Source organism: Bacillus sp. FSL M7-0307, from assembly GCF_038627835.1.
GTDB classification, from domain to species: domain Bacteria; phylum Bacillota; class Bacilli; order Bacillales; family Bacillaceae; genus Bacillus; species Bacillus altitudinis.
Map to the genome: position 1 here is coordinate 1,747,830 of NZ_CP152023.1, position 26,500 is coordinate 1,774,329.

Below are 26,500 nucleotides of genomic sequence, written 5' to 3' on the forward strand. Positions count from 1 at the left end.
TTGCAACCGCCACTTTGGCGGTTTTCAGCATGTAGACAAACCCTCGCATTCTTTGTCAGTCCTGCGTGCTGGTGCTCACGAATGTGAAATTCGCTCCGCTCCAGTACTCGTCCTTCCTAGGGCTGCAAAGGTTTTCTATCACACTGAAAAGAAGACAAAGGGCTAAAATAAATCACATTTTAGCCCTTTGTCAACAATCTTGAAACCGCAAATTGGCGGTTTTTTCTGTTTTCAAAGAGAGATCGCTAGAATAAATATTTGGAAGATACAAAACACCCAATTCACAAATGAAATATTTTGTAAAAAATAAGAATATTCTCTCATTTACTCCAATATGAAACAATCGTATCATTTTTGATATAGGACATAAAGGAGGAATATGATGAAAAAGGTGAAAAAATTAATCCCTTCTCTACTCGTTTTTGGTGCTTTAAGTGTGCCTAGTTTTGCCCATGCAGCATCTGATTCAGTACTTACGTCTGACTATGACATGGTGACTTCTGACGGAAAGGTGATTTCTTCAGCTGACTTCCACAACGATATGAAAACCCCCTCATCCTTTGACAAAGTGGATGATCTCTCTTCTACTATTGGCGAAAAAGTAAAACCACTCACAAAATATTTAAAAGACTTTCAAACAAAAGTAGTCATTGGAGACGATGGTAGAACAAAAGTGACGAATACAAGAGTAGCCCCCTATAATTCTATTGCTTATATTACATTTGGCGGATCTAGCTGCACCGGAACACTCATTGCTCCAAACAAAATATTGACAAACGGACACTGCGTCTACAATACAGCCACAAGAAGCTATAGTGCAAAAGGGTCTGTCTACCCAGGCATGAATGACAGCACGGCCGTGAACGGCTCAGCAAACATGACCGAATTCTATGTACCAAGCGGATATATCAACACGGGGGCGAGTCAATATGATTTTGCCGTCATTAAAACAGATACGAACATTGGAAATACGGTCGGCTACCGCTCTATTCGTCAAGTGACAAATCTAACAGGTACAACGATTAAAATTTCTGGATATCCAGGTGATAAAATGAGATCGACTGGCAAAGTGTCACAATGGGAAATGTCAGGTCCAGTCACGAGAGAAGATACGAATCTCGCATACTATACGATCGATACATTTAGCGGAAACTCTGGCTCTGCGATGCTAGATCAGAACCAACAAATCGTCGGGGTCCATAATGCGGGTTATTCAAACGGAACGATCAACGGTGGACCAAAAGCGACTGCTGCTTTTGTTGAATTTATCAACTATGCGAAGGCGCAATAAAAAATAGGGCATTCAGCTTGTTTCCTTTACAGGGGACAGGCTTTTTTTATCGTCAAATGCAGAAAAGTTTCTTTTTTTGTTCATCACTATTTCATATTTAAAAGCTATGCTGAATGAAATAAATGAAAAAGAAAGAAGAGATATGAGTGAAAAATAAAAAAATAGATATGATATTGTTGTTGATTTTACTGATCGCAGCTTTTCTCTACACCTATCAAATTTGGCAGAATGACAGTGCCAATCAATATTATTTAGCTGCAGTCAAAAGTATGTCCAAAAGCTTCCATCACTTTTTTTATGCCTCGTTTGATGCAACTGGATTCGTATCAATTGATAAACCACCCGTCGTTTTATGGATTCAAACCATCAGTGCACTTATTTTTGGCTTTCATACATGGAGTGTGATATTGCCGCAGGCACTTGCTGGAGTGGGGTCTGTTCTTCTTCTTTATCTCATGATAAAACCGGCTTTCGGTCAAGGTGCTGCAAGGGTGTCAGCGGCCGTTATGGCTCTCACACCAATTGGCGCAGCTGTGAGCAGAACGAACAATATCGACAGTATGCTCGTCTTCACATTACTTGCGGGTACGTATTTCTTGATGCGTGCTGTAAAAAGAGGGAAGTTGCGCTGGCTTCTTATTGCCTTCGCTTTGGTAGCGGTAGGATTTAATATGAAGATGCTGCAAGCGTTTATGGTCGTTCCAGCATTTATTTTCTACTATTTCATTGCTGCTCGCGTACCGTTAAAAAAGAAAATTTTCTCTCTCTTATGCTCTATGGTCGTATTAGTCTGCTTATCTCTATCGTGGGCAGTTGCTGTAGATATGACAGCTGAAAGTGAGCGCCCTTATGTGGGAAGCAGCCAAACAAATTCAGTGTTAGAACTTGCCTTTGGTTATAACGGCACGGAACGGCTGCTTGGTCAGACGACAGGGAAATCCTTTGGAGACATGAACCAGCAAGCAGGTATGGTGATGCCAGATCATTCTGGATTAGGCGATTCGTCAGAGGATCAGTCAAACAGAAATCAGCCGCCTCCATCCCAAAATCAAATGATGCCACCTCAACATGGTCCAGATGGTGGTTCTCCGCCTGGAAGTGCTGTAGGTCAACAAAGTATGAATATGTATGGCACGGGGAATCCCGGTATATTTCGTTTATTTCAATCTGCATTGTCAGGTCAAATCAGCTGGATGCTGCCGTTTGCTTTGTTTGGGCTTTTAGGGATGATCATCAGTTGGTGGAAGGAGAGAAAAGCTCAATTAAATGAATGGAAACAAACGATGTTTTGGACAGCATGGCTGATTCCTGCTGCCGGATTCTTTAGTATTGCGGGTTTCTTTCACCATTACTATCTCATTATGCTTGCCCCGCCTATTGCAGCACTATGCGGCATAGGAGCTAAGAAGATGGGAGAGTTATTTAAGGCAAACAAAGGAGTATCTGCGTATTTGCTTCCAGCAGCAATCGCTGTTACAGCCATCTTCCAAGGGTATATTTTGAGTAACTATACGACTCAAATCAGTAGTATTTGGATGTATGCCATTGCGATTGCGGGAACAAGTATCGCTATCCTATTGCTGATGTACAGAGAAAAACGATTGATCATGAAACGACTGCTCATCACTGCTTTGACAACGCTGTTACTGTTTCCAGGTTTTTGGTCCGCCACCCCAATCATATATGGTGGAAATGCTGTTCTTCCAGAAGCAGGTGTACAGCTGGCTAGTTCACGAGGAGGGAACATGTTTACATCTAGTGTCGATCAAGGCTTACTCACTTATTTAAAGGCTCATCAAACAGGTGAAACGTATTTATTTGCAACGCTTACGACTGTTACCGCAGCGCCATATATCATTGATGAAGATGAGAATGTCATGGCATTAGGTGGTTTTAATGGGACAGATCCTATTTTGACTGTCAACAAATTAAAAGCACTTATTCAACAAGGAAAGGTGAAATACTTTTTATTACCAGACAATCAGTCATCAGCTAACAGCAAATTGGTTAGCTGGATTAAATCACATGGTACAGTCATCTCATCAGAAGAATATAAACAATCCTCATCAGCTGAAGAAGGGATGCCGTCGGAGATGTCTTCACAAAATGAAACATTATATAGAGTAGATGAAATATCTTAAGTAGAACAAGGCGAATGATGAAGAAATCATTCGTTTTTTCTTATGGATCAGTATCTAGGAAGATTCAGCTCATGTTTTTCACATGTCATCACTCAGCCACTCATACATTAAAAATGACTCATTCCCTTCAAGTCAACATCATTTCATCAAAAGTATGAGGAGGTCACGAGCTTTTGAAGATGAGAAAAGGCTGGATCGCTGCTGTCGTTCTTTGTTTTGTCATTTGGATGGGTGCGTTATTAGGTGGTTTTGGAGAGGATCGTTCCGCAAAAGGGGCAGATCGTTATGATCATGTGATTCAATTTCCTAAGGAACGGTATCCTGAAACAGGCAGTCATATTCAAGAAGCTATTCGAAAAGGACACTCAGACGTGTGTACCATTGACCGAAATGGGGCAGATGCCCGCAGGCAAGAATCATTAAAAGGAATTCCCACAAAACCTGGTTTTGACCGGGATGAATGGCCGATGGCGGTGTGTCTTGAAGGAGGAAAGGGGGCGAGCGTTCAATATGTCAGTCCATCAGATAATAGAGGCGCTGGTTCATGGGTCGGGCATCAAATCAGTGGGTATCCTGACGGGAAACGAATTTTATTTATTGTCAAATAAACATAGACAAGAGGCTCCTTGAGAGGGGATCTTTTTGTTCAACAGGAGCGTATTCGAGCTAGCAGGTACAAAAGATTCAGTGGTACAATCAATCCATCAGGTACAAAGACTGACAAGTAGAAAATGTGAAGGGACATATGCTTATGGAAAAGAACCGTGCATTATACGATTTTTTCATGCAACATGCAGAGAAACTGACTGAAACATGGTATGAATCAATTGAGGATGATGATCCAGAATCCATTTATCGTTCAACAGATTCCAGCATCATAGCAGAGCTAAAACGGCAAAATCAAGATTATTATCAGCATTTTATACGCGCACTTATTGAAGACAAGACGTATTTACATACGAAATTTAAAAAATGGTCTGAAGACTTAGCAAGTGATCCGAAGCACTTGAACACGCCATTAGATTACGTCGTGAGAGAATATATGTCCAATCAAAGAGTAGTTCTTCATTACTTAAAAGAGTTTATAAAACAGCATCAAGGTGATATTGACATTGACCGAATATTTTATTGGTATGATTTGATATCTGAGGCATTTAACATTTCAATTCATGTCTTTATTCAGCAATATGTGAAAAATACCACCAAAAAACTCGTTGCACAAAGAGACATGATTTATGAGTTGAGTTCCCCAGTCATTGTGTTAAAAAGTCATGTTGCCTTATTGCCTTTAGTTGGAGATATTGACACTGCGCGAGCAAAGATTATCTTAGAAAATACATTAAAACAGTGTTCGCAAAAAGGTGTTCAACATTTATGTATTGATTTATCGGGTGTCGTCATCATTGATACGATGGTAGCACATCAAATCTTTGATCTTGTCACGTCACTTCGGTTAATCGGGGTTGATACGACCATTTCAGGTATTAGACCAGAAATTGCTCAAACGGCTGTACAGCTTGGACTTCCTTTTAATGAATTTCAAACGGCTTCATCACTTGCTCACGCTTTAGATCGTATGACTGAATTTTCACCAATATAAAAAACCAGGCCGTTTACTAGGCCTGGTTTTTTATTTAGATCACAGCGTCAATTTTTGTTACTTTCCAATCCTTTTGTACTTTCTCGAAAGTGACAGTACGTTTTACTTTGCGTCCATCAAGTGTTGGGACTGTGAATTCGTATGTGCGGATTGTATTTTTCTTAGAGACGAGTTTAGGTGTTGCCTTATCCCAATTAAGCATATTGTCTCCGTCACCAACTGGCACAGCCATTTTTCCTTTATGAACGATGAACTGATAGTCTTTTAAACCGTGAGTAATGGCATCTTTTGTGAAAACTTGAGATAGATAGCTGTTTAGTTTTTTCTTTGTATCAAATGTGTTAGACAGGTAGTTGTAAGTCATGTCTTTATAAGTAAATGATTTTAATTTGTAATCTGAATGCTCTTTAATGTTGTAGCCTGACATAGCACTCCAAAAGTGTTCTCTTGCATCAAGGGCAATATGTAACGCTTCTTTATTTGTCAAAGCGGCTGATTTTTTGGAAGCGGCCAGTGTTGTTGTTTGTAATGAGATCATAAGCATAATAGCGGTTAATAAAACAAATAATTTTTTCAAGGCGATTGCCTCCTTTTCTCAATGAAAACTTCTTATGTTACAAATGTTACAATAGTTACAGAGATATTACAAGTATTAAATCTAAATGTTTTTTATTTCTTTTCTTTCTATCTATATAACGTTTGAGGGAGACAAAAAGTTTTCATTTTTTTATTTTTTTCTTCCTCATTAGTATTTAACCGTTCTAAAGAAGAATAAAACGTCTTTTGGAAAGATTTCTATTTGTCTCCTCAACACTCTTTTTTTATGTATGACATATACTGTCGTGATGAATGTCTAAGAAAGTGGTGTTTAGTATGTATAATCCATATGAAGGTACGTGGAATGGGTACTTGTACGATCGGCAGGTCCAAAGCATGCCGGCGTTTCCTATTTCTCAAGTTGGAGGATTTCCCGGCTTGCCATTCGGAGGGACTGGGCAAGGGCAAGGTGCAGGAGGACAATCGGTCCCGCCAGCCCCGCCGCAGCATATCATCTCGCAATATCAACAAGCAGTCTCTCAGCCTCAAAGCATGCAGCCGCTCATTGCAGGGCAGAGTGTAGGCGGAAGCCAGCAAACGGTTCAATTTGCAGCTGGATGTAATAGAAGGTGGACCATTGTGTTCCTTAGAAACGGTCAAGTATTTCTCATGTATGTTCTTTCGTCGCAGCCTTTTGGCCGTACAACAGGTTTCATATGGCCGAACTTTACATTCGGCTCGTTCCCAAGCTCCAGTATTCTTGCATATTCTTGTTCATAAAAGAAAAAGCCGGCTCTCATCAGCAGTTGATGAAATACCGGCTTTTTTTAATGAATATTTCTAAATACGCCAATCACTTTACCTAGTATACTCACATTCTGTAAAATAATTGGTTCCATTGATGGATTCTCGGGCTGTAATCTAAAGTGTGTATCTTCCTTATAAAAACGTTTCACTGTTGCTTCATCTTCTTCTGTCATAGCCACCACGATATCTCCATTGTTGGCAGTGCTTTGCTGACGCACAATGACGTAGTCTTTGTCCAAAATACCTGCATCGATCATACTTTCTCCCATAATTTCAAGCATAAATACTTGTTCATCTGGCGCTGCAAAAGTTTCTGGAAGTGGGAAATATTCTTCTACATTCTCAACAGCCGTGATAGGCAAGCCTGCTGTGACTTTTCCGATGACTGGAACATTCATTACAGCGCTCTTTGGAATATTCATTTCCTCTTCATCTAGTACTTCGATCGCTCTAGGTTTCGTTGGGTCTCTTCTAATTAAACCTTTCGTTTCTAGTCTAGCTAAATGTCCATGGACAGTTGAACTTGATGCTAGACCGACAGCTTCGCCAATTTCACGAACGGATGGGGGATAACCCTTGCTTTTTACTTCTTCTTTTATGAATTTCAGGATATCGAGTTGTCTTTTTGATAGCTTCGTCATCTTTTGCACCTCAAAACGTCAATTTTAAAGAAATTATAGCATGTTTTTCCTAACAGTACAAACATAGGTTCGAAAAAAACGTTTGACAGAAACGTTTGTTCGTATTTATAATGAGTGACAGAAAGAACGAACACACATTCTATTAGGAGAGATGACATTATGAGGTTAAAGGAATCTATTATTTTTATTGGGCTATTCTCATTCATCGTTGGCATATTTCTCTCACTTATTGCAGTCACTAGCCATAATGATCCAAATCAATATGTTAAAATAGAGGTTCAATCAGGTGATACTCTTTGGGGATTAGCTGACCAAGTAAACGACAGTAAATCAATCGATAAAAATGCTTTTATTGACTGGGTAACTGAACACAATGATCTCGCTTCAACTGACATTCAGCCTGGAGATATCCTTGTCATTCCAGTTAAAAAAGAGCATCCAGTCGTATATCAACTTGCAACAGTACAGTAGAAAGGTCGATTGAAGACATGAATGCAATCATTTATGCGAGAGTAAGTACTGCCAAAGAAGAGCAAGAAACCTCGCTTACAAGACAAGAAGAAGAACTGCTTGCTTTAGCCGCAACGCACAAGATGAATGTAGTCAAAGTGATTAAAGAAAAAGCGAGTGGATACGATCTTGATCGTGACGGTGTTTTTGACATGCTGGCTGCGCTGAAAGAGGAAGAAATCGATGCTGTTCTCATTCAAGATGAGACACGCCTTGGAAGAGGGCAGGCGAAAATCGCTCTTCTCCATTGTCTGTTTAAAGAAAAAGTCAAGGTGTACAGCGTATTTCATAGAGGAGAGCTTGAGCTTTCAGAAGCAGACGAGATGGTCATTGAAATTGTAGGCGTTGTAGAAGAGTATCAGCGGAAAATTCATAATTTGAAAATTAAGCGTGGGATGAAAAAAGCTGTTGAGCGAGGGTATCAACCCGAACTGAATTTAAAACACCAAGAACAGGCGCCTGGCCGCGAACGTATTGAAGTACCAATTTCTGAAATTGTTCGATTAAGAAAAAACAACATGACATTCGCTGAAATTGCAGTGACATTGCAGGCACTTGGTTTTGACATTTCAAAAGCAACCGTCCATAGAAGGTACCAAGAATATGAAAAAGGGCTTGCGACTTAAAGCGTGATTTGTTGTAAAAATGACTGATATTTAGTAGTATGTAGAGAAAATGTTTTAAAGGAGTTTGTCATGATTTCTAAAGAACAGCTTGCAAGAATCAATGAGCTTTCAAAAAAGTCGAAAGAGGCCGGTTTGTCGGACGCTGAGAAAACAGAACAGAAGCAATTAAGAGAGGAATATTTAAAGGCTTTTCGTTCTTCTATGAAAAATACACTCAAAACCGTGAAAATCGTCGATCCAGAAGGAAACGATGTCACACCAGAAAAATTAAAAAGAGAAAGAGACCAGAATCTTCATTAAAGGTCATCATTTCTTTATTTTTGAAAAGATGGGAGGAATATTCTCATCTTTTTTCATATTTGCATAAGTTTTTAGGTGATCGATAAACTAAATGTGACAAAATCCTTCTTTTTCGGCGTGAAATAGTTGTGAAAAAAGGACAGTAGATTTATGATAATGGTGTACACAAGATACGGAAGGGGATTTATATGGAAACGATTGAATTGAAATCTATTGCAACAATACGTACTCTCTCCATAGACGCAATTGAAAAAGCGAATTCCGGTCACCCTGGAATGCCGATGGGCGCTGCACCAATGGCATACGCTTTATGGACGAATCACTTAAACGTAAGTCCGCAAAATCCAAATTGGTTTAACAGAGACCGTTTTGTGTTATCTGCGGGACATGGCTCTATGCTTTTATATAGCATGCTTCATTTAAGCGGATACAATCTGAGCATCGAAGATTTAAAACAATTCCGCCAATGGGGAAGCAAAACACCTGGACATCCTGAGTTTGGACATACAGAGGGCGTAGATGCGACAACAGGTCCTTTAGGACAAGGGATTGCGATGGCTGTTGGAATGGCACTTGCAGAAAGACATCTTGCAGAAACGTATAACAAAGACAATTTTAATGTTGTGGATCACTATACATACAGCATTTGCGGAGATGGAGACTTAATGGAGGGCATTTCCTCTGAAGCTGCTTCACTTGCTGGTCATTTAGGCTTAGGCCGTTTAATTGTTCTTTATGATTCAAACGACATTTCTTTAGATGGCGACCTTGATCGTTCTTTCTCTGAAAATGTGAAGAATCGTTTTGAAGCGATGAATTGGGAGGTTCTTTATGTAAAAGACGGCAATAACATTGAAGAAGTGACGGCTGCCATTGAAAAAGCCAAACAAAGTACAGACAAACCTACACTTATTGAAGTGAAGACGACAATCGGTTTCGGATCTCCAAACCGTGCGGGAACGTCTGGGGTGCACGGTGCACCGCTTGGCAGTGAGGAAGCGAAGCTAACGAAGGAAGCTTATTCTTGGACGTTTGAAGAAGATTTCCATGTACCTTCTGAAGTGTACGATCATTTCAAAACAGCTGTTAAAGACGCTGGACAGAAAAAAGAATCAGCGTGGAATGAACTGTTTGAGCAATATGAAAAAGAATATCCAGAACTGGCAGCTCAGCTGAAGCTCGCGATTGAAGGAAAACTTCCTGAGAATTGGGATCAAGAAGTTCCTGTTTATGAAGCAGGTTCAAGCCTTGCCTCTCGTGCTTCTTCTGGAGAAGTATTAAATGGCATTGCAAAGCAAGTACCATTCTTTATTGGTGGGTCTGCTGACCTTGCTGGATCAAATAAAACAACCATCAAAGATACAAATGACTTTGGTAGAGAGAATTATGCTGGCAGAAACATTTGGTTTGGTGTGAGAGAATTCGCAATGGGTGCAGCATTAAACGGTATGGCACTTCACGGCGGACTTCGTGTATTCGGTGGAACATTCTTTGTTTTCTCAGACTACTTAAGACCTGCCATTCGTCTTGCTGCATTAATGGGACTTCCTGTCACTTATGTATTTACGCATGACAGCATTGCGGTTGGGGAAGATGGACCAACGCATGAGCCAGTTGAACAGCTCGCTTCATTACGTGCGATGCCTAACCTTTCTGTTATTCGTCCAGCTGATGGAAATGAAACAGCTGCAGCATGGAAAATTGCTGTATCTTCAACGAATAAACCGACAGCGCTTGTTCTTACTCGTCAAAACCTTCCAACGATTGATCAAGCACCAGAGAAGGCGTATGAAGGCGTAGAAAAAGGTGGATATGTCGTCGTTGAAGCAGCTGATGCACAGCCAGAAGCTCTTCTACTTGCTTCAGGATCTGAAGTAGGTTTAGCCATTGAAGCGCAAAAAGCACTTGAAAAAGAAGGCATTCGCGTTTCTGTCGTGAGCTTACCTGCATGGGATCGCTTTGATGAGCAGTCAGACGAATACAAAGAGTCCGTTCTTCCTAAAGCAGTGAGAGCACGTGTTGCAATCGAAATGGGTGCTTCACTTGGCTGGGAACGTTACACTGGCCTTGATGGCGATGTGATTGCGATTGATAAATTTGGCGCTTCTGCACCAGGCGAAACCATTATTGAAAAATACGGTTTCACTGTCAGCAACGTGGTGAGCCGCGTAAAAGCAAAGCTGAATAAATAATCAGTCTCCAAGCATCATGCTTTTTTGCAGTCGGTTTGCAGAGCTTTTCACTATGCTCTGCAAACTTTTTTCTTTTTTCTTGTTTTTTTGACAAAACTAGTTTCTTCTTGCTTCATATATAGACAATTCTTTCTTTCACATTTTTGTATAATACAAGCAATAAGCGAGATTGACGAAATGTGAAAGGAAGGGATAGACATGGAACGCCATTATTATATTTATTGGATTGAGGATGAGTTTGCTCATCATTATTTTGGTAGAGAATCTATTTTGTTTCATTTGTTTGAATCGTTACACTGGACGAACCGCAGTGATGACGAATTAGTCATGCTTGTTAAGCAAGTGGATTATGTAACGAAACGAATCCCTGCTTTTCATATGCACCAGCGTTTAATGAACAATTTAACCAACATTCACTATACACAAATAGGCTCAATATACAGTGCATCGCTGCCAGATGGAAAAGGCACAGCCGCATTCATTATAAAAGACCGTTACATTCAAATGTCTGCCACAGGCAGTTATGAGGCAGAAGCGGTGTTTTTTGAAGTACTCAGAAAAATTAGTCCTTGTTTCCTGGCTATGGACTTTGGATCAAAGAAGCACGGGTGGCTCAATCCGGTAAAAGTGAGGAATTTTGTTTAAAAAAATAAAATTGAACGTGAAATGTTGTATAATAGCCTTTTGTTTAGTACACTTTATACGAGACAACATGAAGGAGGAAGAATTATGGATTTATGGGTTGTCATCCTTGTAGGCGTTGTTGCATTGCTTGCAGGAGTTGCACTCGGATTCTTTATTGCTCGTAAGTATATGATGAGCTACTTGAAAAAGAATCCACCGATTAATGAACAAATGCTTCGAATGATGATGATGCAAATGGGCATGAAACCGTCCCAAAAGAAAATCAATCAAATGATGAAAGCCATGAACAACCAAGCGAAATAATACGTACGTTATTATGATCATAGATGGAACATGGTCCCTAAAGATTGGACAAGCGATGTCCTTTCTTTATTGAAGTCACCTTCATCAGACGCATAAAACCACTGTACTTGCATGAATAAAGCAGGGAAAGTGGTTTTTATTTTGCCGTGAACCGTCCGTTAAAGACAAAACAAAAAACCCCTGTGAGCAGAGGTTTTCGTTTCTTTTATTGTCACACATATCAACTTTTCTAAAATCGTGCGGCATTTGTTTCTATCTTGAGATATCATTAGTTGGCTGAGTTTGAGTGTAAGTGTCGTTGATATTGTAAGAGGAGATGATCTAGCTGCTGGCTATGTTCGATGGTCACTGTTGATGTCATCCCATTATGCAAGACAACTTTCATCAGCTCTTCTCTTTTTTCTTCAATTTGAGTTAATAATGATGTTTTTACCAAAGTCATGTTCCTTTCATGCAAATCTTGATAAAAAGAATCGATTCTATTATATCCATTTTAAGGTTTATTTTCAAATTTAAAGGGTTTGGTATCTTGATGTCAAATTAAATTATATAAGGTTTTAAGAGATTAGACCATCTTTATTGAGATGATGTAAAAAAAATGAAATGAATTTGTCATCTCTTATTGTATATTGTAAGAAGGGGGTGTTCTTTTGTCAGATTTGAATTACTTTTTAGCGTTTGGAGCAGGGTTTCTATCTTTTATCTCACCGTGCTGTCTGCCACTTTATCCAGCCTTTTTATCCTATATTACGGGCGTTAGTATAGATGAAGTGAAATCTGAGAAGGTGATGCTGAGAAGAAGAAGTCTTCTTCATACATTATTCTTTTTAATTGGGTTCTCTCTCATTTTTATTGCCATTGGATTTGGGACATCGTTTGTTGGGAAGTTTTTCATTGAATATCAAGATGCGATTCGTCAAATTGGTGCCATTCTCATTATTTTCTTTGGCTTTATGATTCTTGGTGTATTTCAGCCTTCTTTTTTAATGGGAGAAAAGAGGTTGCAGTTTAAAAATCGTCCAGCCGGTTTTTTTGGATCGATTCTCATCGGAATGGGTTTTGCTGCTGGTTGGACACCATGTACCGGCCCGATTTTATCAGCCGTCATCACACTTGCCAGCAACAAGCCAGAGTCCGCTGTGACCTACATGATTGCGTATGTATTAGGTTTTGCTATCCCATTTTTTGTTCTTTCCTTTTTCATCACAAAAATGGCTTGGATCAGAAAGCGTCAGCAGCTCATCATGAAAACTGGCGGGATTATTATGATCGTAGTAGGGATCTTGCTGTTCTTTGATCTTCTGACATGGATCATTATTATGTTCTCATCATTATTTGGAGGATTTACGGGTTTTTGAAATCGTTTTCTACAGTCGCGGCGAATGGTTTTTTTTCGTCAATTGGAGTATATTATACATAGACTGACCTTAAAGAATAAAGGAATGATTTGATATGATGATCATAATTTCTTCTATAGTGGCGGTATGTATGGCGGTAGCCGTCATGTTTATTCGCATTAAATCATCAGCAAAACCTGCAACCGCGAAAAAAATTATATTACCTCCTATCTTTATGAGCACTGGTGCACTGATGTTTTTTGTGCCAATGTTTCAAGTAACTGGAGCTGAATTTTTAGAGGCGATTACTGTAGGGATGTTTTTCTCTATCTTTTTAATTAAAACATCGAAATTTGAAATTAGAGGCAATGAAATCTATTTGAAACGTTCAAAAGCATTTGTGTTTATTCTCATTGGGCTTCTTGTCCTTCGTATCGGAATGAAGACGATTTTAAGCTCTTCCATTGATTATGGTGCGCTCAGCGGGATGTTTTGGATTCTAGCCTTTGGCATGATTGTCCCTTGGCGGGTTGCGATGTATTTGTCGTTTAGAAAGATGTCTAAACAATTAGATCTGCAGCAGGCCCAAATAAATTAAACCTCCTTTTCAAAAAGGAGGTTATTTTAATAAAGATTCATATGGGGAATGGTCGATCTTTTTTTCTTGAAGGCGCTTTAGTAGAAATTTATGATCCCGCTTCGGTGTAGCGATAATATAGCCGCGAATGATTAAGTCTAAATTAATGCTGGCCGCTTGTTCTTTAAGTGCCAGCTCGCCAATTTTACCGGCGATTTTTTCTTTGGCGACATCTCTAAACAACTCTGGAACCGGTAATACTAGCTCATTTAATAGCTGTTTGTCTTCATCGCGCCATAGGTGCAGGCTCTTTTGAATATATTCATCCTGCCAATCAAGCTCTGATTTCCCGTCTTCTTTCGGCAATCGTTTTAAAAACTTGCGAAACATAAAAAAGCCACCGATTGCTAGTAATCCAATCATCACTGTACCCCAAAATAAAATGAACCACAAAAACCAGCCGCTTAACATGTTCTCACTCCCTATATCCCTTCTCTCTATTCTATTTTACATGAAGAGAAGGTAGAAGAAAATAACAAAAATGTATGTGTTTTTTTCTCTATAAATGCCTTTTTTGATAAAGAGACGCCCATTTACTAGAATGACCCAAACCATTTAGTAGAAAAGGAATACATTATTGTATAGCGACTCTACTATTTGGCCATGGTGGTTCGCACAAGGTATTGACTTGAAACGAACGGAAGAGAGCCCACCTGTATACAGGTGGGCTCTTAATGTTTGAAGTGCGGCATTTGAAAGGAAAATGCTCCGTCTTGACGATGGGCATCTTTTTTGATTTTTATTGATATGATTCTGTTTTCGTAATCTGTATCAATGTCTTTGTCATTCAAATAAAAAGGGAGTATGACACTTTTTTCAATCGGCTGTTCTCTTTCATCAATCAAATAAGCGAGGATGAGCTCACATCCGGAAAAGGTCAGTTTTAAATCAGTGATCGATAGGGTGGAGAGGTCGATCTCAATAATATAATCACGGCTCGTTTCGTAAAGATCTATTGGGAGCTGTTCGTCATACCATGCAAAAGGATCGTCCATTAATACACTCAGCCAATCATCTATTTCAAGAAAATCAGAGGAATTCACTTGCTTTTCATTCTCCATAAACACTCCTCCATCACATCTCATAATAAATCATATGATGAAAGCTGAAATGTGTGAAAGACCTAAAACATCCCGTTTGGTCACGGGCTTAAGAGAAAATGTTTACATATCATGATGTGAATTGTGCTTTTGTCTTGTATGGTTGCGGTTTTTCACTTTTTTACTGCCTGATAGTGGCTCAGGCTGCCCGCCTTGATGCTCTTTAGGAGAGTTTTGACGTATGTCTTTCCCGGTGTTTTTGTTCGTCATCATTTCTCACTCCTTTCTTATTGGTTTTTTTTACGCTTTTTATTGTTTTGCTTTTGTTCTTCTGTTAAAACGAGCTGATCATTTTCTATATAGCCTGCACCATTTCCTTGGCTTTTGGCTGCGTTCATGCCTTCAATTACATGATTTGCTTTTCTTTTTGTCATGTTCTATCACCTCAGCATTAGTATGAACCCGTGCTGCTCAGTTTATGAAGAGTAATCATTTCCTCATGATAAGCTAAACTTATTGAATTTAATAAAAGCATTGTTATTTACTTATGTATGAATTTGTTTTAAGATGAAATTGTGAGAAAATTGTGGTGAAATACGACGATTTTTCTGAGAATTGAAATTGATCTTGATCATCAAAAGGGGGATTTTGGACATGTCGAAACAGCAGCAAGTCGCTAAACAAGACGCTTTTCAATCTAGAAAAACGTTTTCGACAAATGGGAAAACGTATCACTATTATTCGTTAGAAGCACTCGAGAAACAAGGAATCGGAAATGTTTCTAAATTGCCTTATTCCATTAAGGTACTGTTAGAATCAGTGCTTCGCCAAGTAGACGGTAGAGTGATCAAAAAGGAACACGTTGAGAACTTGGCAAAATGGGGAACTGCCGAGGTAAAAGAAATTGATGTTCCATTTAAACCTTCTCGTGTTATTTTACAAGACTTCACGGGTGTGCCAGCTGTCGTTGACCTTGCTTCTTTAAGAAAAGCAATGGCAGATGTGGGCGGAGACCCAGATAAAATCAACCCTGAAATTCCAGTTGACCTGGTCATTGACCACTCTGTACAAGTCGATAAAGCTGGAACTGAAGATGCATTAAACATTAACATGGATTTAGAATTCGAACGTAACGCAGAGCGTTATAACTTCCTTAGCTGGGCAAAGAAAGCGTTTAACAATTATCAAGCTGTTCCGCCTGCAACAGGGATTGTTCACCAAGTGAACTTAGAGTATCTTGCAAGTGTTGTTCATGCAATTGAAGAAGATGGCGAGATCATCACTTACCCAGATACATTAGTTGGTACTGACTCACATACAACAATGATTAACGGTATCGGTGTACTTGGATGGGGCGTTGGCGGTATCGAAGCAGAAGCTGGTATGCTTGGTCAGCCTTCTTACTTCCCAGTGCCAGAAGTCATTGGGGCTAAATTAGTAGGAGAGCTTCCAAACGGAACGACTGCAACTGACCTTGCCTTAAAAGTGACACAAGTACTTCGTGAAAAAGGCGTAGTTAACAAATTCGTTGAGTTCTTCGGACCAGGAGTTGCACAGCTGCCATTAGCTGATCGTGCAACGATTGCGAACATGGCGCCTGAATACGGTGCTACTTGCGGATTCTTCCCAGTAGATGCGGAAGCTCTTGCATATCTTCGCCTAACTGGCCGTGACGAAGAGCAAATCAACATCGTTGAAGAATATTCTCGTGCAAATGGTTTATTCTATACACCTGATGCTGAGGAACCAATTTTTACAGATGTTGTGGAAATTGATCTTTCTAAAATTGAATCAAACTTATCTGGTCCGAAACGTCCACAAGATTTGATTCCGCTTTCTGAAATGAAAGAAACATTCCATAAGCATATTGAAAGTCCAGCTGGAAACCAAGGATTTGGTTTAGAAAAATCAGAGCTAGACAAACAAATCGAATTTGATCTTGAAAACGGTGAAAAAGCTGTTATGAAGACAGGTGCGATTGCGATTGCAGCGATTACGAGCTGTACGAATACATCGAACCCATACGTCTTAATCGGAGCAGGTCTTGTTGCGAAAAAAGCAAGTGAGCTCGGTATGAAGGTGCCAAATTACGTGAAAACGTCACTAGCACCGGGTTCTAAAGTTGTAACAGGGTACCTCGTGAATTCGGGACTTCTTCCATATTTAAGAGACCTCGGATTTAACATCGTTGGGTATGGCTGTACAACATGTATCGGAAACTCAGGACCGCTGGAAAAAGAAATTGAAGATGCTGTCTCTGAAAATGATCTGCTGATTACTTCTGTTTTATCAGGTAACCGTAACTTCGAAGGTCGTATCCACCCGCTTGTAAAAGGAAACTACCTTGCATCTCCACCATTAGTTGTGGCTTATGCACTTGCTGGTACGGTGAATATTGATTTAACAAAAGATCCGATCGGTGTCGATAAAAATGGCGAGAACGTTTATTTCAATGACATTTGGCCATCAATGGATGAAATCAACAGCGTCGTGAAAAGCACTGTCACACCTGAGCTATTCCGTTCAGAGTATGAAACTGTTTTTGACAACAATGACCGCTGGAATGAAATTAAAACAACGGATGATGCATTGTATAAATGGGATGAAAATTCCACATACATTGATAACCCGCCATTTTTTGAAAACTTATCAGTTGAACCTGGTAAAGTTGAACCACTTAAAGGATTGCGCGTAGTGGCGAAGTTCGGTGATTCTGTCACAACAGACCATATTTCTCCTGCTGGAGCAATTGGTAAAGACACGCCTGCAGGTAAATACTTGCAAGAAAGAGGCGTTTCGCCAAGAGACTTTAACTCATATGGATCACGTCGTGGTAACCACCATGTAATGATGAGAGGTACTTTTGCAAACATCCGCATTAAGAACCAAATCGCACCAGGAACAGAAGGCGGGTATACAACGTACTGGCCAACTGGTGAAGTGACATCCATTTATGATGCATGCATGCGTTATAAAGAAGATGGAACTGGTCTTGCGATCTTAGCAGGCAAAGACTACGGAATGGGTTCTTCACGTGACTGGGCTGCAAAAGGAACAAATCTTCTTGGAATTAAATTCGTTCTTGCGGAAAGCTTTGAGCGTATCCACAGAAGTAACCTTGTCTTCATGGGCGTACTTCCTTTACAGTTTAAAGACGGTGAAAGTGCAGAAACTTATGGACTAACAGGAACAGAAACATTCGAAGTAGATGTTGATGAAACAGTTCGTCCGCGTGATCTTGTCACTGTAAAAGCAATTGATACAGATGGCAACGAGAAAACATTTGAAGTAATTGTTCGCTTTGACAGTGAAGTCGAAATTGACTACTACCGTCATGGTGGTATCCTTCAAATGGTACTGCGTGAGAAATTGGCAAGCAACTAATAAAGCAAAGAAGAGAAGGCGATTAGACAGCTTTCTCTTCTTTTTTAACATAGTGGAGGATCAATCATGTGGAAAAAAGGAATGGCAAGCGCTGTTTTACTTGTGTTGATTGGTTTACTTGCATGGAATGTATTCGGACCAAAAGAACCCGCCATCGGTCTTGAAACAGGGGACAAAGCCCCTGATTTTGAGCTCAAAACCCTTGATGGCAAAACGGCATCTTTATCTGATTATCGAGGGAAAAAAGTACTTCTCAATTTTTGGGCGACATGGTGTAAGCCTTGCCGAACAGAAATGCCAGATCTAGATGCAATTAGAAGTGAAAATGACCAAGTTGAGGTACTAGCGGTGAATTTGACGAACACTGAAAAGAGTGTGGATCACGTCGCATCTTTTATTGATGAACTTAAGGTCAGTTTTCCTGTTTTATTAGATCAAAAAGGTATTCAAGCGAGATATCAGGTACTTTCCTATCCGACGACATACATACTAGATGAAAAAGGGCGTATCCTGTCTGTAAAGCATCAAATGCTCACAAAAAAAGAAATTGAAAAAGAGCTGGATCTATAATGATTCAGCTCTTTTTTGCTTATTTTCTAAATGTTTTGGCGAAAATGGTATGAACAGAGTGGAGGTGGTGATAGAAATGAGACGAAGAAAGCGCCGTACTTTTGAAGAACTTGTGCTTGAAAATAAAAAAGAATTATTAAGCAATGAGGAATTTTTAAACCAGCTTGAAGAAAAGTTGGAAGACCGATTTAGACAGAAATAAGTTATGATTTGACCTTTTTCGTTCATCCTAAAGAAGAGGGAGGGATGAATGATGGGTAGAGAGCATGATAAACAAGCGCAGTTTACACCAGACCATTTAGGGACAAAACCTGTAGCATACAAACGAAATAAAGGCAAAAAGATGCATAATAAATCGAATGAACAGCCTGATGTGATACAGACGAAGGGCGAATAATAGGAGGGAAGCATGATGAATGACAAGTCATATCAATACAATCCAGATGATCGTTCTGATAATGTTGAGAAGCTGCAGGATATGATCGAAAACACACTTGAAAATATTGATGAATCTGAAGCAGCAATGGGTCTTTCAACAGAGGAAGAAAAGCAGATGATCAAGCAAAAAAATGAAAACCGTAGAACAAGTATTGACGCAATGCGTTCTGAAATAAAGGACGAGGAAGCAGCAAGAAAGAGCGGTTACACTGAATAAACCAGGGATTCCTGGTTTATTTTATTGCCTCTTTTTAGAAGAACCATTTGGAATGTGGTAAAATGTCAGAGACGTTAGGTTTTGATAGGAGAGCGATGAAAACGTGTATGTATCTAAAAAAGAAATAGAAGTCCGTTATGCAGAAACAGATCAAATGGGCATTGTGTATCATGCCAACTATTTAATCTGGATGGAAGTCGGCAGAACAGCGTTAATTAAAGAATTAGGCTTTTCCTATGCCCAGTTAGAGGCAGACGGTGTCCTTGCACCTGTTGTCGATCTTCAGGTTCAATATAAGAAACCACTACTGTACGGTGAAACGGCTACAGTTCACACATGGATTGAAGAATATAACGGCGTGAAAACAGTGTATGGCTATGAAATACAAAAACCTGATGGACAAACGGCTATTACAGGGACCACCTCACATATTTGTGTGGACAAAGAAACCTTTAGACCGATTCAATTTAGAAAAGCTTTCCCTGCATGGCACAGCGTATACGAACAGTCCAAGAAGCAGGTTTGATTCATGGCATTTGGAATTAAAAGAAGAGATTTGAATGCTTGGAAATCAGCTGTTCGGCAAGGGAATGTGGCCTTTTTGACACACTATTGGCTTGATGACCGTTTTCCACATGCGAATACTGTCACAAAGGCAGCCTGTCAGGATATAGAACAATTAATCGCTTGGGGACAAAAGCATGGATTAAAGAAAGAATGGATTCATGTTCGCGAAGGTTTTCCTCATTTTGATCTCATCGGTGATTCGCAAAAACGAATTTTACAAAAAGAGCGGTCGTTAGGAAACATTCAGGAGTATGGACTTTATATTGAGTGATAAACAAAAAAGATACCCGAGGGATGAGGTATCTTTTTTGTTTATTCATAATGAAATTCTGGTTCTTTCACGGACTCGTTATAATCAATATGCAGATCATGGTTGTCAAAATACCAAATATCACTTTCTTCCACAAAGAAAGTAATACCTTCTACTTCAGCGGTTGCGCCGGCATTTTGAGGTTCATCTTTTGCGACGCCGAGAGAAAAGCCTTTTTGTACATTACTGCACCCGCCATATCTGACAAAAAAGCGAACATGATCACCTTTTTCTAAATCCAGTTCATTCTTGTACCAATTGAGTGCATCATCTTTTATCGTTAATTTCAATGTGATCGCCCCTTTTTGAAGTCATGCTGTTTTTAAATGCAGGATGCAAAAACAGCTTTTCTTTACTTTTACCACATATTTAAATTGATGAAACGGCTAAAGCCATTTGATTTTCGGTTCAGTTTTGTTGAGAATTCGTTTGAGGTTGGCGATGTGTCTGAAGATCACAAAGCCAGCAAGAACGGCAACAACAATAATTAAAAATAAATCTTGGGTGAATATGCTGTAAATGAATGTGTAGATCCCAGTCAGCATAGATGATAATGAAACATATTTACTAATGTATAAAAATAAGAAAAAAGCAGCGATCATCGTGATAAATAAGAACGGGGCATAAAATAACAGCACGCCGCCTGATGTAGCGACCGCTTTTCCCCCTTTAAATTTTGCAAAGACAGGAAAGCTGTGACCGATAACAGCAGCAACTCCTGCTAATAAGGGATGAATGTCCAGTTGCATGAAAAACGGTAAAGCCGAAGCAAGAGTCCCCTTTAAAATATCAGCGGTGATAACGATGGACCCTGCTTTCACACCTAGTGTACGGAATGCATTCGTCGCACCTAGGTTCCCGCTGCCATGCTCACGGATATCGATTCCCTTTGCAGCTTTCCCGACAATGAGACCTGATGGAATACTGCCAAGAAGATAAGCCAAAATAAACATCAAAGCAATTAACATCTGCATAACTCCTTTATATTCTCCCTCTTGTCTTACATTTTAACATGATCTTATGAAAAACATGGCGATCTTTTTTTGAAAAAAACGATGGCCGATGAATTGAGCTTTGTTTTTAACAAGAAATTCGCTAAAATAGAAGAAAAGGAGTGTCTGGATGAATCATCCTTCAAAACAAGAAATTGGTCGTATATTAAAAAGCAGTAAGCGAATTGCGGTTGTTGGTTTGTCAGATCAGCCGCACCGAACGTCTTATATGGTTTCAAAAGCCATGCAGGATGCCGGTTATGACATCATTCCTGTCAATCCAACGATTGATGAAGCACTTGGGGTAAAAGCGGTCGACTCTTTAAAAGACATAGAAGGACCTGTTGATATCGTCAATGTCTTTAGACGTTCCGAGTTTTTGCCTGAGGTGGCGAAAGAATTTCTTGAAATAAATGCACCTGTTTTTTGGGCACAGCAAGGCGTATATCATGAAGATGCGAAAAGGCTGATTGAGGAAAATGGCAAAGTCGCCATCATGGATTTATGTATCAAAGTGGCTCATGCGATGACAAAAACTCATTAAATCGTCAAAAATCCTTGAAAAACCAAGGATTTTTGCTTTTTTGTTGCAGAAATATATTTGCGATTCTAGAAGAAAGCGATAAAATAAGGCGACAGGGACATATCGGTGACCTTGCATATCGAGAAAAAGAGCGATAAGATAAATATAGAACATTTGTTCTGTTTTGCTAAAACCATCATATGATTGCATTTGGCTTATGAAACAGTCTTGTTTATAATGGACTTTTAGTTCTGATTGCAGAATGTAGAACATTCTCATAACCGTGCAAAAGAGCATGTATCGCTGAATCACACATGCATGGTGATGATGCAGCTTATTAAAGTGGACAGTAATGAGCAGCATGATCATCATTAAAATCTAGAGAGATCATTGATGATTAGCCGGTTATGTTTGTTAGTGAAAGGGGATTAAGCATTTGGTTAAAAAGCAGCAAGTAGATTATAACGATGATTCTATTCAGGTGCTAGAGGGGCTTGAAGCGGTCCGTAAACGTCCAGGGATGTATATTGGATCGACGGATTCACGCGGTCTTCATCACCTTGTCTATGAGATTGTAGACAACTCTGTCGATGAAGTGCTCGCTGGCCATGGAGATCATATCATTGTCAAAATACATAAAGATAATAGCATTTCCGTCCAAGATAAAGGGCGCGGAATGCCTACTGGTATGCATAAGCTTGGAAAACCGACACCAGAGATCATTTTAACGGTCCTGCACGCAGGCGGAAAATTTGGTCAAGGCGGTTATAAAACAAGTGGTGGACTTCACGGGGTTGGGGCGTCCGTTGTGAACGCACTTTCAGAGTGGCTCACCGTGACGATAGAACGCGATGGATTTATTTATCACCAGCGCTTTGAACATGGCGGAAAGCCAGTCACATCACTTGAAAAAATCGGGAAAACGAAAAAGACCGGTACACTGATTCATTTTAAGCCAGATCCAACGATGTTCAGTGTCACCACCTATAATTTTGATACATTATCAGAGCGTTTAAGAGAATCAGCCTTTTTATTAAAAGGGCTAAAAATAGAGCTGATTGATGAGCGCCATGATGTGCAGGAAACCTTTTATTATGAGACAGGTATTGAAGCGTTCGTTGCTTATTTAAACGAGGAAAAGGATGTACTTAGTGAAGTCGTTTCGTTTGAAGGGGAACATCAGTCCATTGAAGTCGATTTTGCCTTTCAATTTAACGACGGCTATTCAGAAAATATTCTGTCGTTCGTCAATAACGTAAGAACCAAAGATGGCGGTACGCATGAGTCTGGTGCAAAAACGGCCATGACGAGAGCCTTTAATGAATATGCACGCAAAGTGACCCTTTTAAAAGAAAAAGATAAAAATTTAGAAGGTACGGATATTCGTGAAGGCCTGTCAGCTGTTATTTCTGTCAGAATTCCTGAAGAACTTCTTCAATTTGAAGGACAAACAAAAGGAAAGCTTGGAACGAGTGAGGCTAGGTCTGCTGTAGACGCTGTGATCTCTGAAAAATTGGCTTATTTCCTTGAAGAAAACCGCGAAACGGCAACACTGCTTGTGAAAAAAGCGATTAAAGCGCAGCAGGCAAGAGAAGCGGCTAGAAAAGCAAGAGAAGAAGCAAGGAGCGGCAAGAAACGGAAAAAATCTGAAGCGACACTAAGCGGAAAATTAACACCTGCTCAATCTAGAAACCCGGCAAGAAATGAACTGTATCTAGTAGAGGGCGACTCAGCGGGTGGATCAGCCAAGCAAGGACGTGATCGAAAATTCCAAGCGGTGCTGCCGCTTCGAGGGAAGGTCATTAATACAGAGAAAGCAAAGCTTGCGGATATTTTCAAAAACGAAGAAATCAATACCATTATCCATGCCATTGGCGGCGGGGTTGGTGTCGATTTTAATGTAGAAGACATCAATTATGACAAAATTGTCATCATGACAGATGCTGATACAGATGGGGCGCATATTCAGGTTCTATTGCTTACATTCTTCTACCGCTATATGAAGCCGCTGATTGAGCATGGCAAAGTATTCATTGCCCTTCCGCCTTTATATAAAGTCAGCAAAGGCTCAGGGAAGAAAGAAGTCATTGAATATGCTTGGTCTGATGAAGAAATGGATGACGTACTAAAGAAAGTTGGAAAAGGATATACGATTCAGCGCTATAAAGGTTTAGGTGAAATGAATGCCGACCAGCTATGGGAAACGACAATGAATCCAGAGTCGAGAACGCTTGTCAGGGTGAAGATCGATGATGCTGCACGGGTGGAACGCCGCGTCACGACACTGATGGGTGACAAAGTAGAACCACGCCGTAAATGGATTGAAAAGAATGTCGCCTTTGGACTTGATGAGGAAAGCAACATTCTTGAAAATGAAAACTTGTCGCTAGCTGAGGAGGTTTAAACATGGCACAACAAGAACGATTTCATGATTTACCGTTAGAAGAAGTGATTGGGGACCGTTTTGGTCGCTATAGTAAATATATTATCCAAGATCGTGCACTTCCAGATGCACGTGATGGATTAAAGCCTGTACAACGAAGAATTTTATATGCGATGTATGCAGAAGGAAATACACAAGATAAAAACTTCCGTAAAGCTGCCAAAACAGTCGGTAACGTCATTGGTAACTATCATCCTCATGGTGATTCTTCTGTTTATGAAGCCATGGTGAGAATGAGCCAGGAATGGAAAGTGCGAAATGTGCTAATTGAGATGCATGGAAATAACGGGAGTATCGACGGAGATCCTCCTGCTGCCATGCGTTATACGGAAGCAAGGCTTTCTGCCATTGCATCAGAGCTTTTAAAGGACCTCGACAAGGAGACAGTCGAATTTGTCGCGAACTTTGATGATACAAGCAAAGAGCCTGTTGTTTTACCAGCGATGTTTCCCAACCTTCTTGTGAACGGTTCAACAGGGATTTCAGCCGGTTATGCGACTGATATTCCGCCGCACCATCTAGGAGAAGTGATTGATGGCGTGATTAAGCGAATCGAACAGCCGCATTGTACGGTTGAGGATTTAATGACAGTCATCAAAGGGCCAGATTTCCCAACAGGCGGGATCATTCAAGGTGTGGATGGTATTAAGAAGGCATATGAAACAGGAAAAGGAAAGATTATGATTCGCGGAAAAGCGGAGATTGAAACCATCCGCGGTGGACGCCAGCAAATCGTGATCACAGAAATTCCTTATGAAGTGAATAAGGCCAATCTTGTCAAAAAGATGGACGAGTTCCGCATTGAAAGAAAAGTAGAAGGAATTTCTGAAGTTCGGGATGAGACGGATCGTACCGGCCTTCGGATTGTTGTAGAGCTGAAAAAAGAAGCAGATGCGAATGGTGTCTTGAATTTCTTATATAAAAATTCTGATCTGCAAATCCCATATAACTTTAATATGGTCGCGATACATAACAGAAGACCGACTTTAATGACGCTTACAACTGTACTAGACGCTTACATTGCTCATCAAAAAGAAGTGGTGACGAACCGCTCAGCATACGAGCTTCGAAAAGCAAAAGAACGTCATCATATTGTAGATGGGTTAATTAAAGCTCTTTCCATTTTAGATGAAGTCATTGCGACGATCCGTTCGTCTAATGATAAGCGTGATGCGAAAAACAATTTGATGGAGAAATATGATTTTACAGAAGCACAATCAGAAGCGATTGTTTCTCTCCAGTTATATCGTTTAACAAATACAGATATCACCCAACTAAGAGACGAAGCAAGAGAGCTTGACGTGCGAATTGCAGAGCTTGAAGACATTTTAGCGAATGAGAAGAAGCTGTTTAAAGTCATTACGAACAACTTGAAGAAGTTGAAAAAGACGTATGCTGATGAAAGACGATCTGTCATTGAGGAAAAAATTGAAGAAATTAAGATTAACCTTGAAGTGATGATCGCATCAGAGGACGTGTACGTCACAGTTACAAAAGATGGATACATCAAACGGACAAGCCAGCGTTCCTATGCTGCATCAAACGGTAAGGACTTCGGTATGAAGGATACAGACCGACTGATTCACCAGTTTGAAATGAATACAACAGATGTTCTTCTGCTCTTTACGAATAAAGGGAGCTATATTTACTGTCCAGTTCATCAGCTGCCAGATATACGCTGGAAAGACATGGGGCAGCATATTACGAATATTATTTCGATTGATCGCGATGAATCCATTCAAAAAGCGATCCCAATTAAAGAATTCGATGAATCATCGTATCTCCTGTTCTTCACAAAAGGCGGTATGGTGAAGAAAACAGAGCTTCTCCAATATAAAGCGCAGCGTTATTCAAAACCGCTTGTCGCCTTGAATTTAAAAGGTGATGATGAACTTGTAGATGTTCATGTCACAACAGGTCAGCAAGAATTGTTTATTGCAACGAAAAATGGCTATGGATTATGGTTTGATGAAGAAGAAGTGAGTGTGGTCGGTCCGAGAGCGGCTGGTGTGAAAGGCATCAATTTGAAGGACGGAGACGAGGTGGTCTCTGGACAAATGATTGATCCGAAGAACAATGTGCTTGTTCTCACGACACAAAGAGGTGCTGTGAAGCGGATGAACCTCTCTGAATTTGATAAGACATCAAGAGCAAAACGTGGAGTGATCATGCTAAGAGAATTAAAGAAAAACCCTCACAGAATTGTTGCTGTGATTGCTGCTTCACTGCACGATACACTTGAGATTGATACGGAAAAGGGTGCCACGATCCCGCTCGATATTTCCACACTAAGGGCAAATGATCGTTATAGCAATGGATCGTTTATTTTAGATGAGGAAGAGCAGGGAGAAGTAACTCAAGTTCTTTTATCACCTGCTGCATCTGACCAAGATGACAATAAATAAGCAAAATGAAAACCCCCTGCGTAAGGCAGGGGGTTTTTTATGAT

Annotated in this window: 32 protein-coding genes; 23 read left to right on the plus strand and 9 right to left on the minus strand. The window is 40.0% G+C overall.

Going from position 1 to position 26,500, the window contains the following annotated elements:
- Positions 1–382 precede the first annotated feature (382 nt).
- The 4 genes from MHI41_RS08830 to MHI41_RS08845 all read left to right on the plus strand — a co-directional run bounded on the left by MHI41_RS08830 (position 383) and on the right by MHI41_RS08845 (position 5,032).
- On the plus strand, positions 383–1,291 hold the full coding sequence (locus MHI41_RS08830) for a trypsin-like serine protease (RefSeq protein WP_008343827.1): 909 nt from the start codon (positions 383–385) through the stop codon (positions 1,289–1,291).
- A 146-nt stretch (positions 1,292–1,437) separates the two neighbouring features.
- The gene (locus MHI41_RS08835; RefSeq protein WP_008343826.1) at positions 1,438–3,432 is read left to right on the plus strand and encodes a glycosyltransferase family 39 protein; all 1,995 of its coding nucleotides are present in this window, start codon (positions 1,438–1,440) and stop codon (positions 3,430–3,432) included.
- 227 nt (positions 3,433–3,659) lie between these two features.
- Positions 3,660–4,040, plus strand: coding sequence for a NucA/NucB deoxyribonuclease domain-containing protein (locus MHI41_RS08840; protein ID WP_224559893.1), 381 nt, complete (start codon positions 3,660–3,662; stop codon positions 4,038–4,040).
- 143 nt (positions 4,041–4,183) lie between these two features.
- The gene (locus MHI41_RS08845; protein WP_008343823.1) at positions 4,184–5,032 is read left to right on the plus strand and encodes an STAS domain-containing protein; all 849 of its coding nucleotides are present in this window, start codon (positions 4,184–4,186) and stop codon (positions 5,030–5,032) included.
- Between the two features lie 34 nt (positions 5,033–5,066).
- Here MHI41_RS08845 and MHI41_RS08850 read toward each other — a convergent pair whose 3' ends face one another.
- Positions 5,067–5,609 (minus strand): IseA DL-endopeptidase inhibitor family protein, encoded by a 543-nt coding sequence (locus MHI41_RS08850; protein ID WP_008343822.1) that lies wholly within the window; start codon positions 5,607–5,609, stop codon positions 5,067–5,069.
- 296 nt (positions 5,610–5,905) lie between these two features.
- Between MHI41_RS08850 and MHI41_RS08855 the strand changes: the two genes are divergently transcribed.
- On the plus strand, positions 5,906–6,349 hold the full coding sequence (locus MHI41_RS08855; RefSeq protein ID WP_008343821.1) for a hypothetical protein: 444 nt from the start codon (positions 5,906–5,908) through the stop codon (positions 6,347–6,349).
- Between the two features lie 47 nt (positions 6,350–6,396).
- Here MHI41_RS08855 and lexA read toward each other — a convergent pair whose 3' ends face one another.
- Complete coding sequence (gene lexA / locus MHI41_RS08860; RefSeq protein ID WP_007499350.1) at positions 6,397–7,017, minus strand: transcriptional repressor LexA; 621 nt, start codon at positions 7,015–7,017, stop codon at positions 6,397–6,399.
- Positions 7,018–7,176: 159 nt separating this feature from the next.
- Here lexA and yneA point away from each other — a divergent pair, with 159 nt between their 5' ends.
- The 6 genes from yneA to MHI41_RS08890 all read left to right on the plus strand — a co-directional run bounded on the left by yneA (position 7,177) and on the right by MHI41_RS08890 (position 11,593).
- On the plus strand, positions 7,177–7,488 hold the full coding sequence (gene yneA, locus MHI41_RS08865; RefSeq protein ID WP_007499348.1) for a cell division suppressor protein YneA: 312 nt from the start codon (positions 7,177–7,179) through the stop codon (positions 7,486–7,488).
- 17 nt (positions 7,489–7,505) lie between these two features.
- Positions 7,506–8,153 (plus strand): recombinase family protein, encoded by a 648-nt coding sequence (locus MHI41_RS08870; RefSeq protein ID WP_008343819.1) that lies wholly within the window; start codon positions 7,506–7,508, stop codon positions 8,151–8,153.
- Between the two features lie 69 nt (positions 8,154–8,222).
- Positions 8,223–8,453: a DUF896 domain-containing protein gene (locus MHI41_RS08875; protein ID WP_008343816.1), complete on the plus strand. Its 231-nt coding sequence runs from the start codon at positions 8,223–8,225 to the stop codon at positions 8,451–8,453.
- A gap of 188 nt (positions 8,454–8,641) precedes the next feature.
- Complete coding sequence (gene tkt / locus MHI41_RS08880; RefSeq protein WP_008343815.1) at positions 8,642–10,645, plus strand: transketolase; 2,004 nt, start codon at positions 8,642–8,644, stop codon at positions 10,643–10,645.
- A gap of 198 nt (positions 10,646–10,843) precedes the next feature.
- The gene (gene sirA / locus MHI41_RS08885; RefSeq protein ID WP_007499339.1) at positions 10,844–11,290 is read left to right on the plus strand and encodes a sporulation inhibitor of replication protein SirA; all 447 of its coding nucleotides are present in this window, start codon (positions 10,844–10,846) and stop codon (positions 11,288–11,290) included.
- A gap of 84 nt (positions 11,291–11,374) precedes the next feature.
- Positions 11,375–11,593 (plus strand): YneF family protein, encoded by a 219-nt coding sequence (locus MHI41_RS08890; protein WP_003212379.1) that lies wholly within the window; start codon positions 11,375–11,377, stop codon positions 11,591–11,593.
- Positions 11,594–11,861: 268 nt separating this feature from the next.
- On the opposite strand, the gene MHI41_RS08895 is transcribed toward MHI41_RS08890, so the two are convergent.
- Positions 11,862–12,029 (minus strand): aspartyl-phosphate phosphatase Spo0E family protein, encoded by a 168-nt coding sequence (locus MHI41_RS08895; RefSeq protein ID WP_008343814.1) that lies wholly within the window; start codon positions 12,027–12,029, stop codon positions 11,862–11,864.
- A gap of 214 nt (positions 12,030–12,243) precedes the next feature.
- On the opposite strand from MHI41_RS08895, the gene MHI41_RS08900 reads away from it, so the two are divergent.
- Both MHI41_RS08900 and MHI41_RS08905 read left to right on the plus strand, forming a co-directional pair.
- The gene (locus MHI41_RS08900) at positions 12,244–12,951 is read left to right on the plus strand and encodes a cytochrome c biogenesis protein CcdA (RefSeq protein WP_008343813.1); all 708 of its coding nucleotides are present in this window, start codon (positions 12,244–12,246) and stop codon (positions 12,949–12,951) included.
- Between the two features lie 94 nt (positions 12,952–13,045).
- Complete coding sequence (locus tag MHI41_RS08905; RefSeq protein WP_007499337.1) at positions 13,046–13,528, plus strand: CcdC protein domain-containing protein; 483 nt, start codon at positions 13,046–13,048, stop codon at positions 13,526–13,528.
- 21 nt (positions 13,529–13,549) lie between these two features.
- Here MHI41_RS08905 and MHI41_RS08910 read toward each other — a convergent pair whose 3' ends face one another.
- The 4 genes from MHI41_RS08910 to sspO form a co-directional block, all read right to left on the minus strand.
- Positions 13,550–13,978, minus strand: a complete 429-nt coding sequence (locus tag MHI41_RS08910) for a DUF2621 domain-containing protein (protein WP_007499335.1) — start codon at positions 13,976–13,978, stop codon at positions 13,550–13,552.
- A gap of 260 nt (positions 13,979–14,238) precedes the next feature.
- Positions 14,239–14,628: a spore coat protein gene (locus MHI41_RS08915; protein ID WP_019744128.1), complete on the minus strand. Its 390-nt coding sequence runs from the start codon at positions 14,626–14,628 to the stop codon at positions 14,239–14,241.
- A 102-nt stretch (positions 14,629–14,730) separates the two neighbouring features.
- On the minus strand, positions 14,731–14,877 hold the full coding sequence (locus MHI41_RS08920; protein ID WP_003211331.1) for a small acid-soluble spore protein P: 147 nt from the start codon (positions 14,875–14,877) through the stop codon (positions 14,731–14,733).
- A 17-nt stretch (positions 14,878–14,894) separates the two neighbouring features.
- Entirely contained in the window at positions 14,895–15,041 is a 147-nt protein-coding gene (gene sspO, locus MHI41_RS08925; protein WP_008343809.1) for a small acid-soluble spore protein O, read from the minus strand.
- A gap of 220 nt (positions 15,042–15,261) precedes the next feature.
- Between sspO and acnA the strand changes: the two genes are divergently transcribed.
- From acnA to MHI41_RS08960, 7 genes are all read left to right on the plus strand, one after another.
- A complete protein-coding gene (acnA, locus tag MHI41_RS08930; protein WP_342494725.1) occupies positions 15,262–17,991 on the plus strand; it encodes an aconitate hydratase AcnA in 2,730 nt (909 codons plus the stop codon).
- A gap of 66 nt (positions 17,992–18,057) precedes the next feature.
- Positions 18,058–18,561, plus strand: coding sequence for a TlpA disulfide reductase family protein (locus MHI41_RS08935; protein WP_008343807.1), 504 nt, complete (start codon positions 18,058–18,060; stop codon positions 18,559–18,561).
- Between the two features lie 76 nt (positions 18,562–18,637).
- Positions 18,638–18,763: an FbpB family small basic protein gene (locus tag MHI41_RS08940; protein ID WP_157292516.1), complete on the plus strand. Its 126-nt coding sequence runs from the start codon at positions 18,638–18,640 to the stop codon at positions 18,761–18,763.
- Positions 18,764–18,814: 51 nt separating this feature from the next.
- Positions 18,815–18,958 carry an acid-soluble spore protein N gene (locus tag MHI41_RS08945; RefSeq protein WP_008357830.1) on the plus strand — a complete coding sequence of 48 codons (144 nt, stop codon included), beginning with the start codon at positions 18,815–18,817 and terminating at the stop codon, positions 18,956–18,958.
- 15 nt (positions 18,959–18,973) lie between these two features.
- Positions 18,974–19,216 carry a small acid-soluble spore protein Tlp gene (tlp, locus tag MHI41_RS08950; protein ID WP_342494726.1) on the plus strand — a complete coding sequence of 81 codons (243 nt, stop codon included), beginning with the start codon at positions 18,974–18,976 and terminating at the stop codon, positions 19,214–19,216.
- Positions 19,217–19,319: 103 nt separating this feature from the next.
- Positions 19,320–19,742 (plus strand): thioesterase family protein, encoded by a 423-nt coding sequence (locus MHI41_RS08955; protein WP_008343800.1) that lies wholly within the window; start codon positions 19,320–19,322, stop codon positions 19,740–19,742.
- A gap of 3 nt (positions 19,743–19,745) precedes the next feature.
- Complete coding sequence (locus MHI41_RS08960; RefSeq protein WP_007499327.1) at positions 19,746–20,054, plus strand: hypothetical protein; 309 nt, start codon at positions 19,746–19,748, stop codon at positions 20,052–20,054.
- A 41-nt stretch (positions 20,055–20,095) separates the two neighbouring features.
- On the opposite strand, the gene MHI41_RS08965 is transcribed toward MHI41_RS08960, so the two are convergent.
- Together MHI41_RS08965 and plsY are read right to left on the minus strand one after the other, a co-directional pair.
- On the minus strand, positions 20,096–20,383 hold the full coding sequence (locus tag MHI41_RS08965; protein ID WP_008343795.1) for a HesB/YadR/YfhF family protein: 288 nt from the start codon (positions 20,381–20,383) through the stop codon (positions 20,096–20,098).
- Positions 20,384–20,479: 96 nt separating this feature from the next.
- Positions 20,480–21,061 (minus strand): glycerol-3-phosphate 1-O-acyltransferase PlsY, encoded by a 582-nt coding sequence (plsY, locus tag MHI41_RS08970; RefSeq protein WP_008343794.1) that lies wholly within the window; start codon positions 21,059–21,061, stop codon positions 20,480–20,482.
- A gap of 154 nt (positions 21,062–21,215) precedes the next feature.
- Between plsY and MHI41_RS08975 the strand changes: the two genes are divergently transcribed.
- The 3 genes from MHI41_RS08975 (at position 21,216) to parC (ending at position 26,456) form a co-directional block, all read left to right on the plus strand.
- Positions 21,216–21,629: a CoA-binding protein gene (locus tag MHI41_RS08975; RefSeq protein ID WP_058213731.1), complete on the plus strand. Its 414-nt coding sequence runs from the start codon at positions 21,216–21,218 to the stop codon at positions 21,627–21,629.
- A 415-nt stretch (positions 21,630–22,044) separates the two neighbouring features.
- Complete coding sequence (gene parE / locus MHI41_RS08980) at positions 22,045–24,012, plus strand: DNA topoisomerase IV subunit B (RefSeq protein ID WP_007499323.1); 1,968 nt, start codon at positions 22,045–22,047, stop codon at positions 24,010–24,012.
- Between the two features lie 2 nt (positions 24,013–24,014).
- On the plus strand, positions 24,015–26,456 hold the full coding sequence (parC, locus tag MHI41_RS08985) for a DNA topoisomerase IV subunit A (protein ID WP_282833666.1): 2,442 nt from the start codon (positions 24,015–24,017) through the stop codon (positions 26,454–26,456).
- Positions 26,457–26,500: the final 44 nt, after the last annotated feature.

Excerpts from the sequence above, each read along its gene's own strand:
- MHI41_RS08905 (WP_007499337.1), top strand. The coding sequence starts at position 13,046 with ATGATGATCATAATTTCTTCTATAGTGGCGGTATGTATGGCGGTAGCC.
- MHI41_RS08840 (WP_224559893.1), top strand. The coding sequence starts at position 3,660 with ATGGGTGCGTTATTAGGTGGTTTTGGAGAGGATCGTTCCGCAAAAGGG.
- MHI41_RS08935 (WP_008343807.1), top strand. The coding sequence starts at position 18,058 with ATGTGGAAAAAAGGAATGGCAAGCGCTGTTTTACTTGTGTTGATTGGT.
- yneA (WP_007499348.1), top strand. The coding sequence starts at position 7,177 with ATGAGGTTAAAGGAATCTATTATTTTTATTGGGCTATTCTCATTCATC.
- MHI41_RS08910 (WP_007499335.1), bottom strand. The coding sequence starts at position 13,978 with ATGTTAAGCGGCTGGTTTTTGTGGTTCATTTTATTTTGGGGTACAGTG.
- MHI41_RS08960 (WP_007499327.1), top strand. The coding sequence starts at position 19,746 with ATGGCATTTGGAATTAAAAGAAGAGATTTGAATGCTTGGAAATCAGCT.
- MHI41_RS08945 (WP_008357830.1), top strand. The coding sequence starts at position 18,815 with ATGGGTAGAGAGCATGATAAACAAGCGCAGTTTACACCAGACCATTTA.
- MHI41_RS08975 (WP_058213731.1), top strand. The coding sequence starts at position 21,216 with ATGAATCATCCTTCAAAACAAGAAATTGGTCGTATATTAAAAAGCAGT.
- MHI41_RS08870 (WP_008343819.1), top strand. The coding sequence starts at position 7,506 with ATGAATGCAATCATTTATGCGAGAGTAAGTACTGCCAAAGAAGAGCAA.
- MHI41_RS08830 (WP_008343827.1), top strand. The coding sequence starts at position 383 with ATGAAAAAGGTGAAAAAATTAATCCCTTCTCTACTCGTTTTTGGTGCT.
- sirA (WP_007499339.1), top strand. The coding sequence starts at position 10,844 with ATGGAACGCCATTATTATATTTATTGGATTGAGGATGAGTTTGCTCAT.
- MHI41_RS08855 (WP_008343821.1), top strand. The coding sequence starts at position 5,906 with ATGTATAATCCATATGAAGGTACGTGGAATGGGTACTTGTACGATCGG.
- MHI41_RS08845 (WP_008343823.1), top strand. The coding sequence starts at position 4,184 with ATGGAAAAGAACCGTGCATTATACGATTTTTTCATGCAACATGCAGAG.
- acnA (WP_342494725.1), top strand. The coding sequence starts at position 15,262 with ATGTCGAAACAGCAGCAAGTCGCTAAACAAGACGCTTTTCAATCTAGA.
- parC (WP_282833666.1), top strand. The coding sequence starts at position 24,015 with ATGGCACAACAAGAACGATTTCATGATTTACCGTTAGAAGAAGTGATT.
- lexA (WP_007499350.1), bottom strand. The coding sequence starts at position 7,017 with ATGACGAAGCTATCAAAAAGACAACTCGATATCCTGAAATTCATAAAA.
- sspO (WP_008343809.1), bottom strand. The coding sequence starts at position 15,041 with ATGACAAAAAGAAAAGCAAATCATGTAATTGAAGGCATGAACGCAGCC.
- tkt (WP_008343815.1), top strand. The coding sequence starts at position 8,642 with ATGGAAACGATTGAATTGAAATCTATTGCAACAATACGTACTCTCTCC.
- MHI41_RS08915 (WP_019744128.1), bottom strand. The coding sequence starts at position 14,628 with ATGGAGAATGAAAAGCAAGTGAATTCCTCTGATTTTCTTGAAATAGAT.
- tlp (WP_342494726.1), top strand. The coding sequence starts at position 18,974 with ATGAATGACAAGTCATATCAATACAATCCAGATGATCGTTCTGATAAT.
- MHI41_RS08890 (WP_003212379.1), top strand. The coding sequence starts at position 11,375 with ATGGATTTATGGGTTGTCATCCTTGTAGGCGTTGTTGCATTGCTTGCA.
- MHI41_RS08920 (WP_003211331.1), bottom strand. The coding sequence starts at position 14,877 with ATGACGAACAAAAACACCGGGAAAGACATACGTCAAAACTCTCCTAAA.
- MHI41_RS08940 (WP_157292516.1), top strand. The coding sequence starts at position 18,638 with ATGAGACGAAGAAAGCGCCGTACTTTTGAAGAACTTGTGCTTGAAAAT.
- plsY (WP_008343794.1), bottom strand. The coding sequence starts at position 21,061 with ATGTTAATTGCTTTGATGTTTATTTTGGCTTATCTTCTTGGCAGTATT.
- MHI41_RS08875 (WP_008343816.1), top strand. The coding sequence starts at position 8,223 with ATGATTTCTAAAGAACAGCTTGCAAGAATCAATGAGCTTTCAAAAAAG.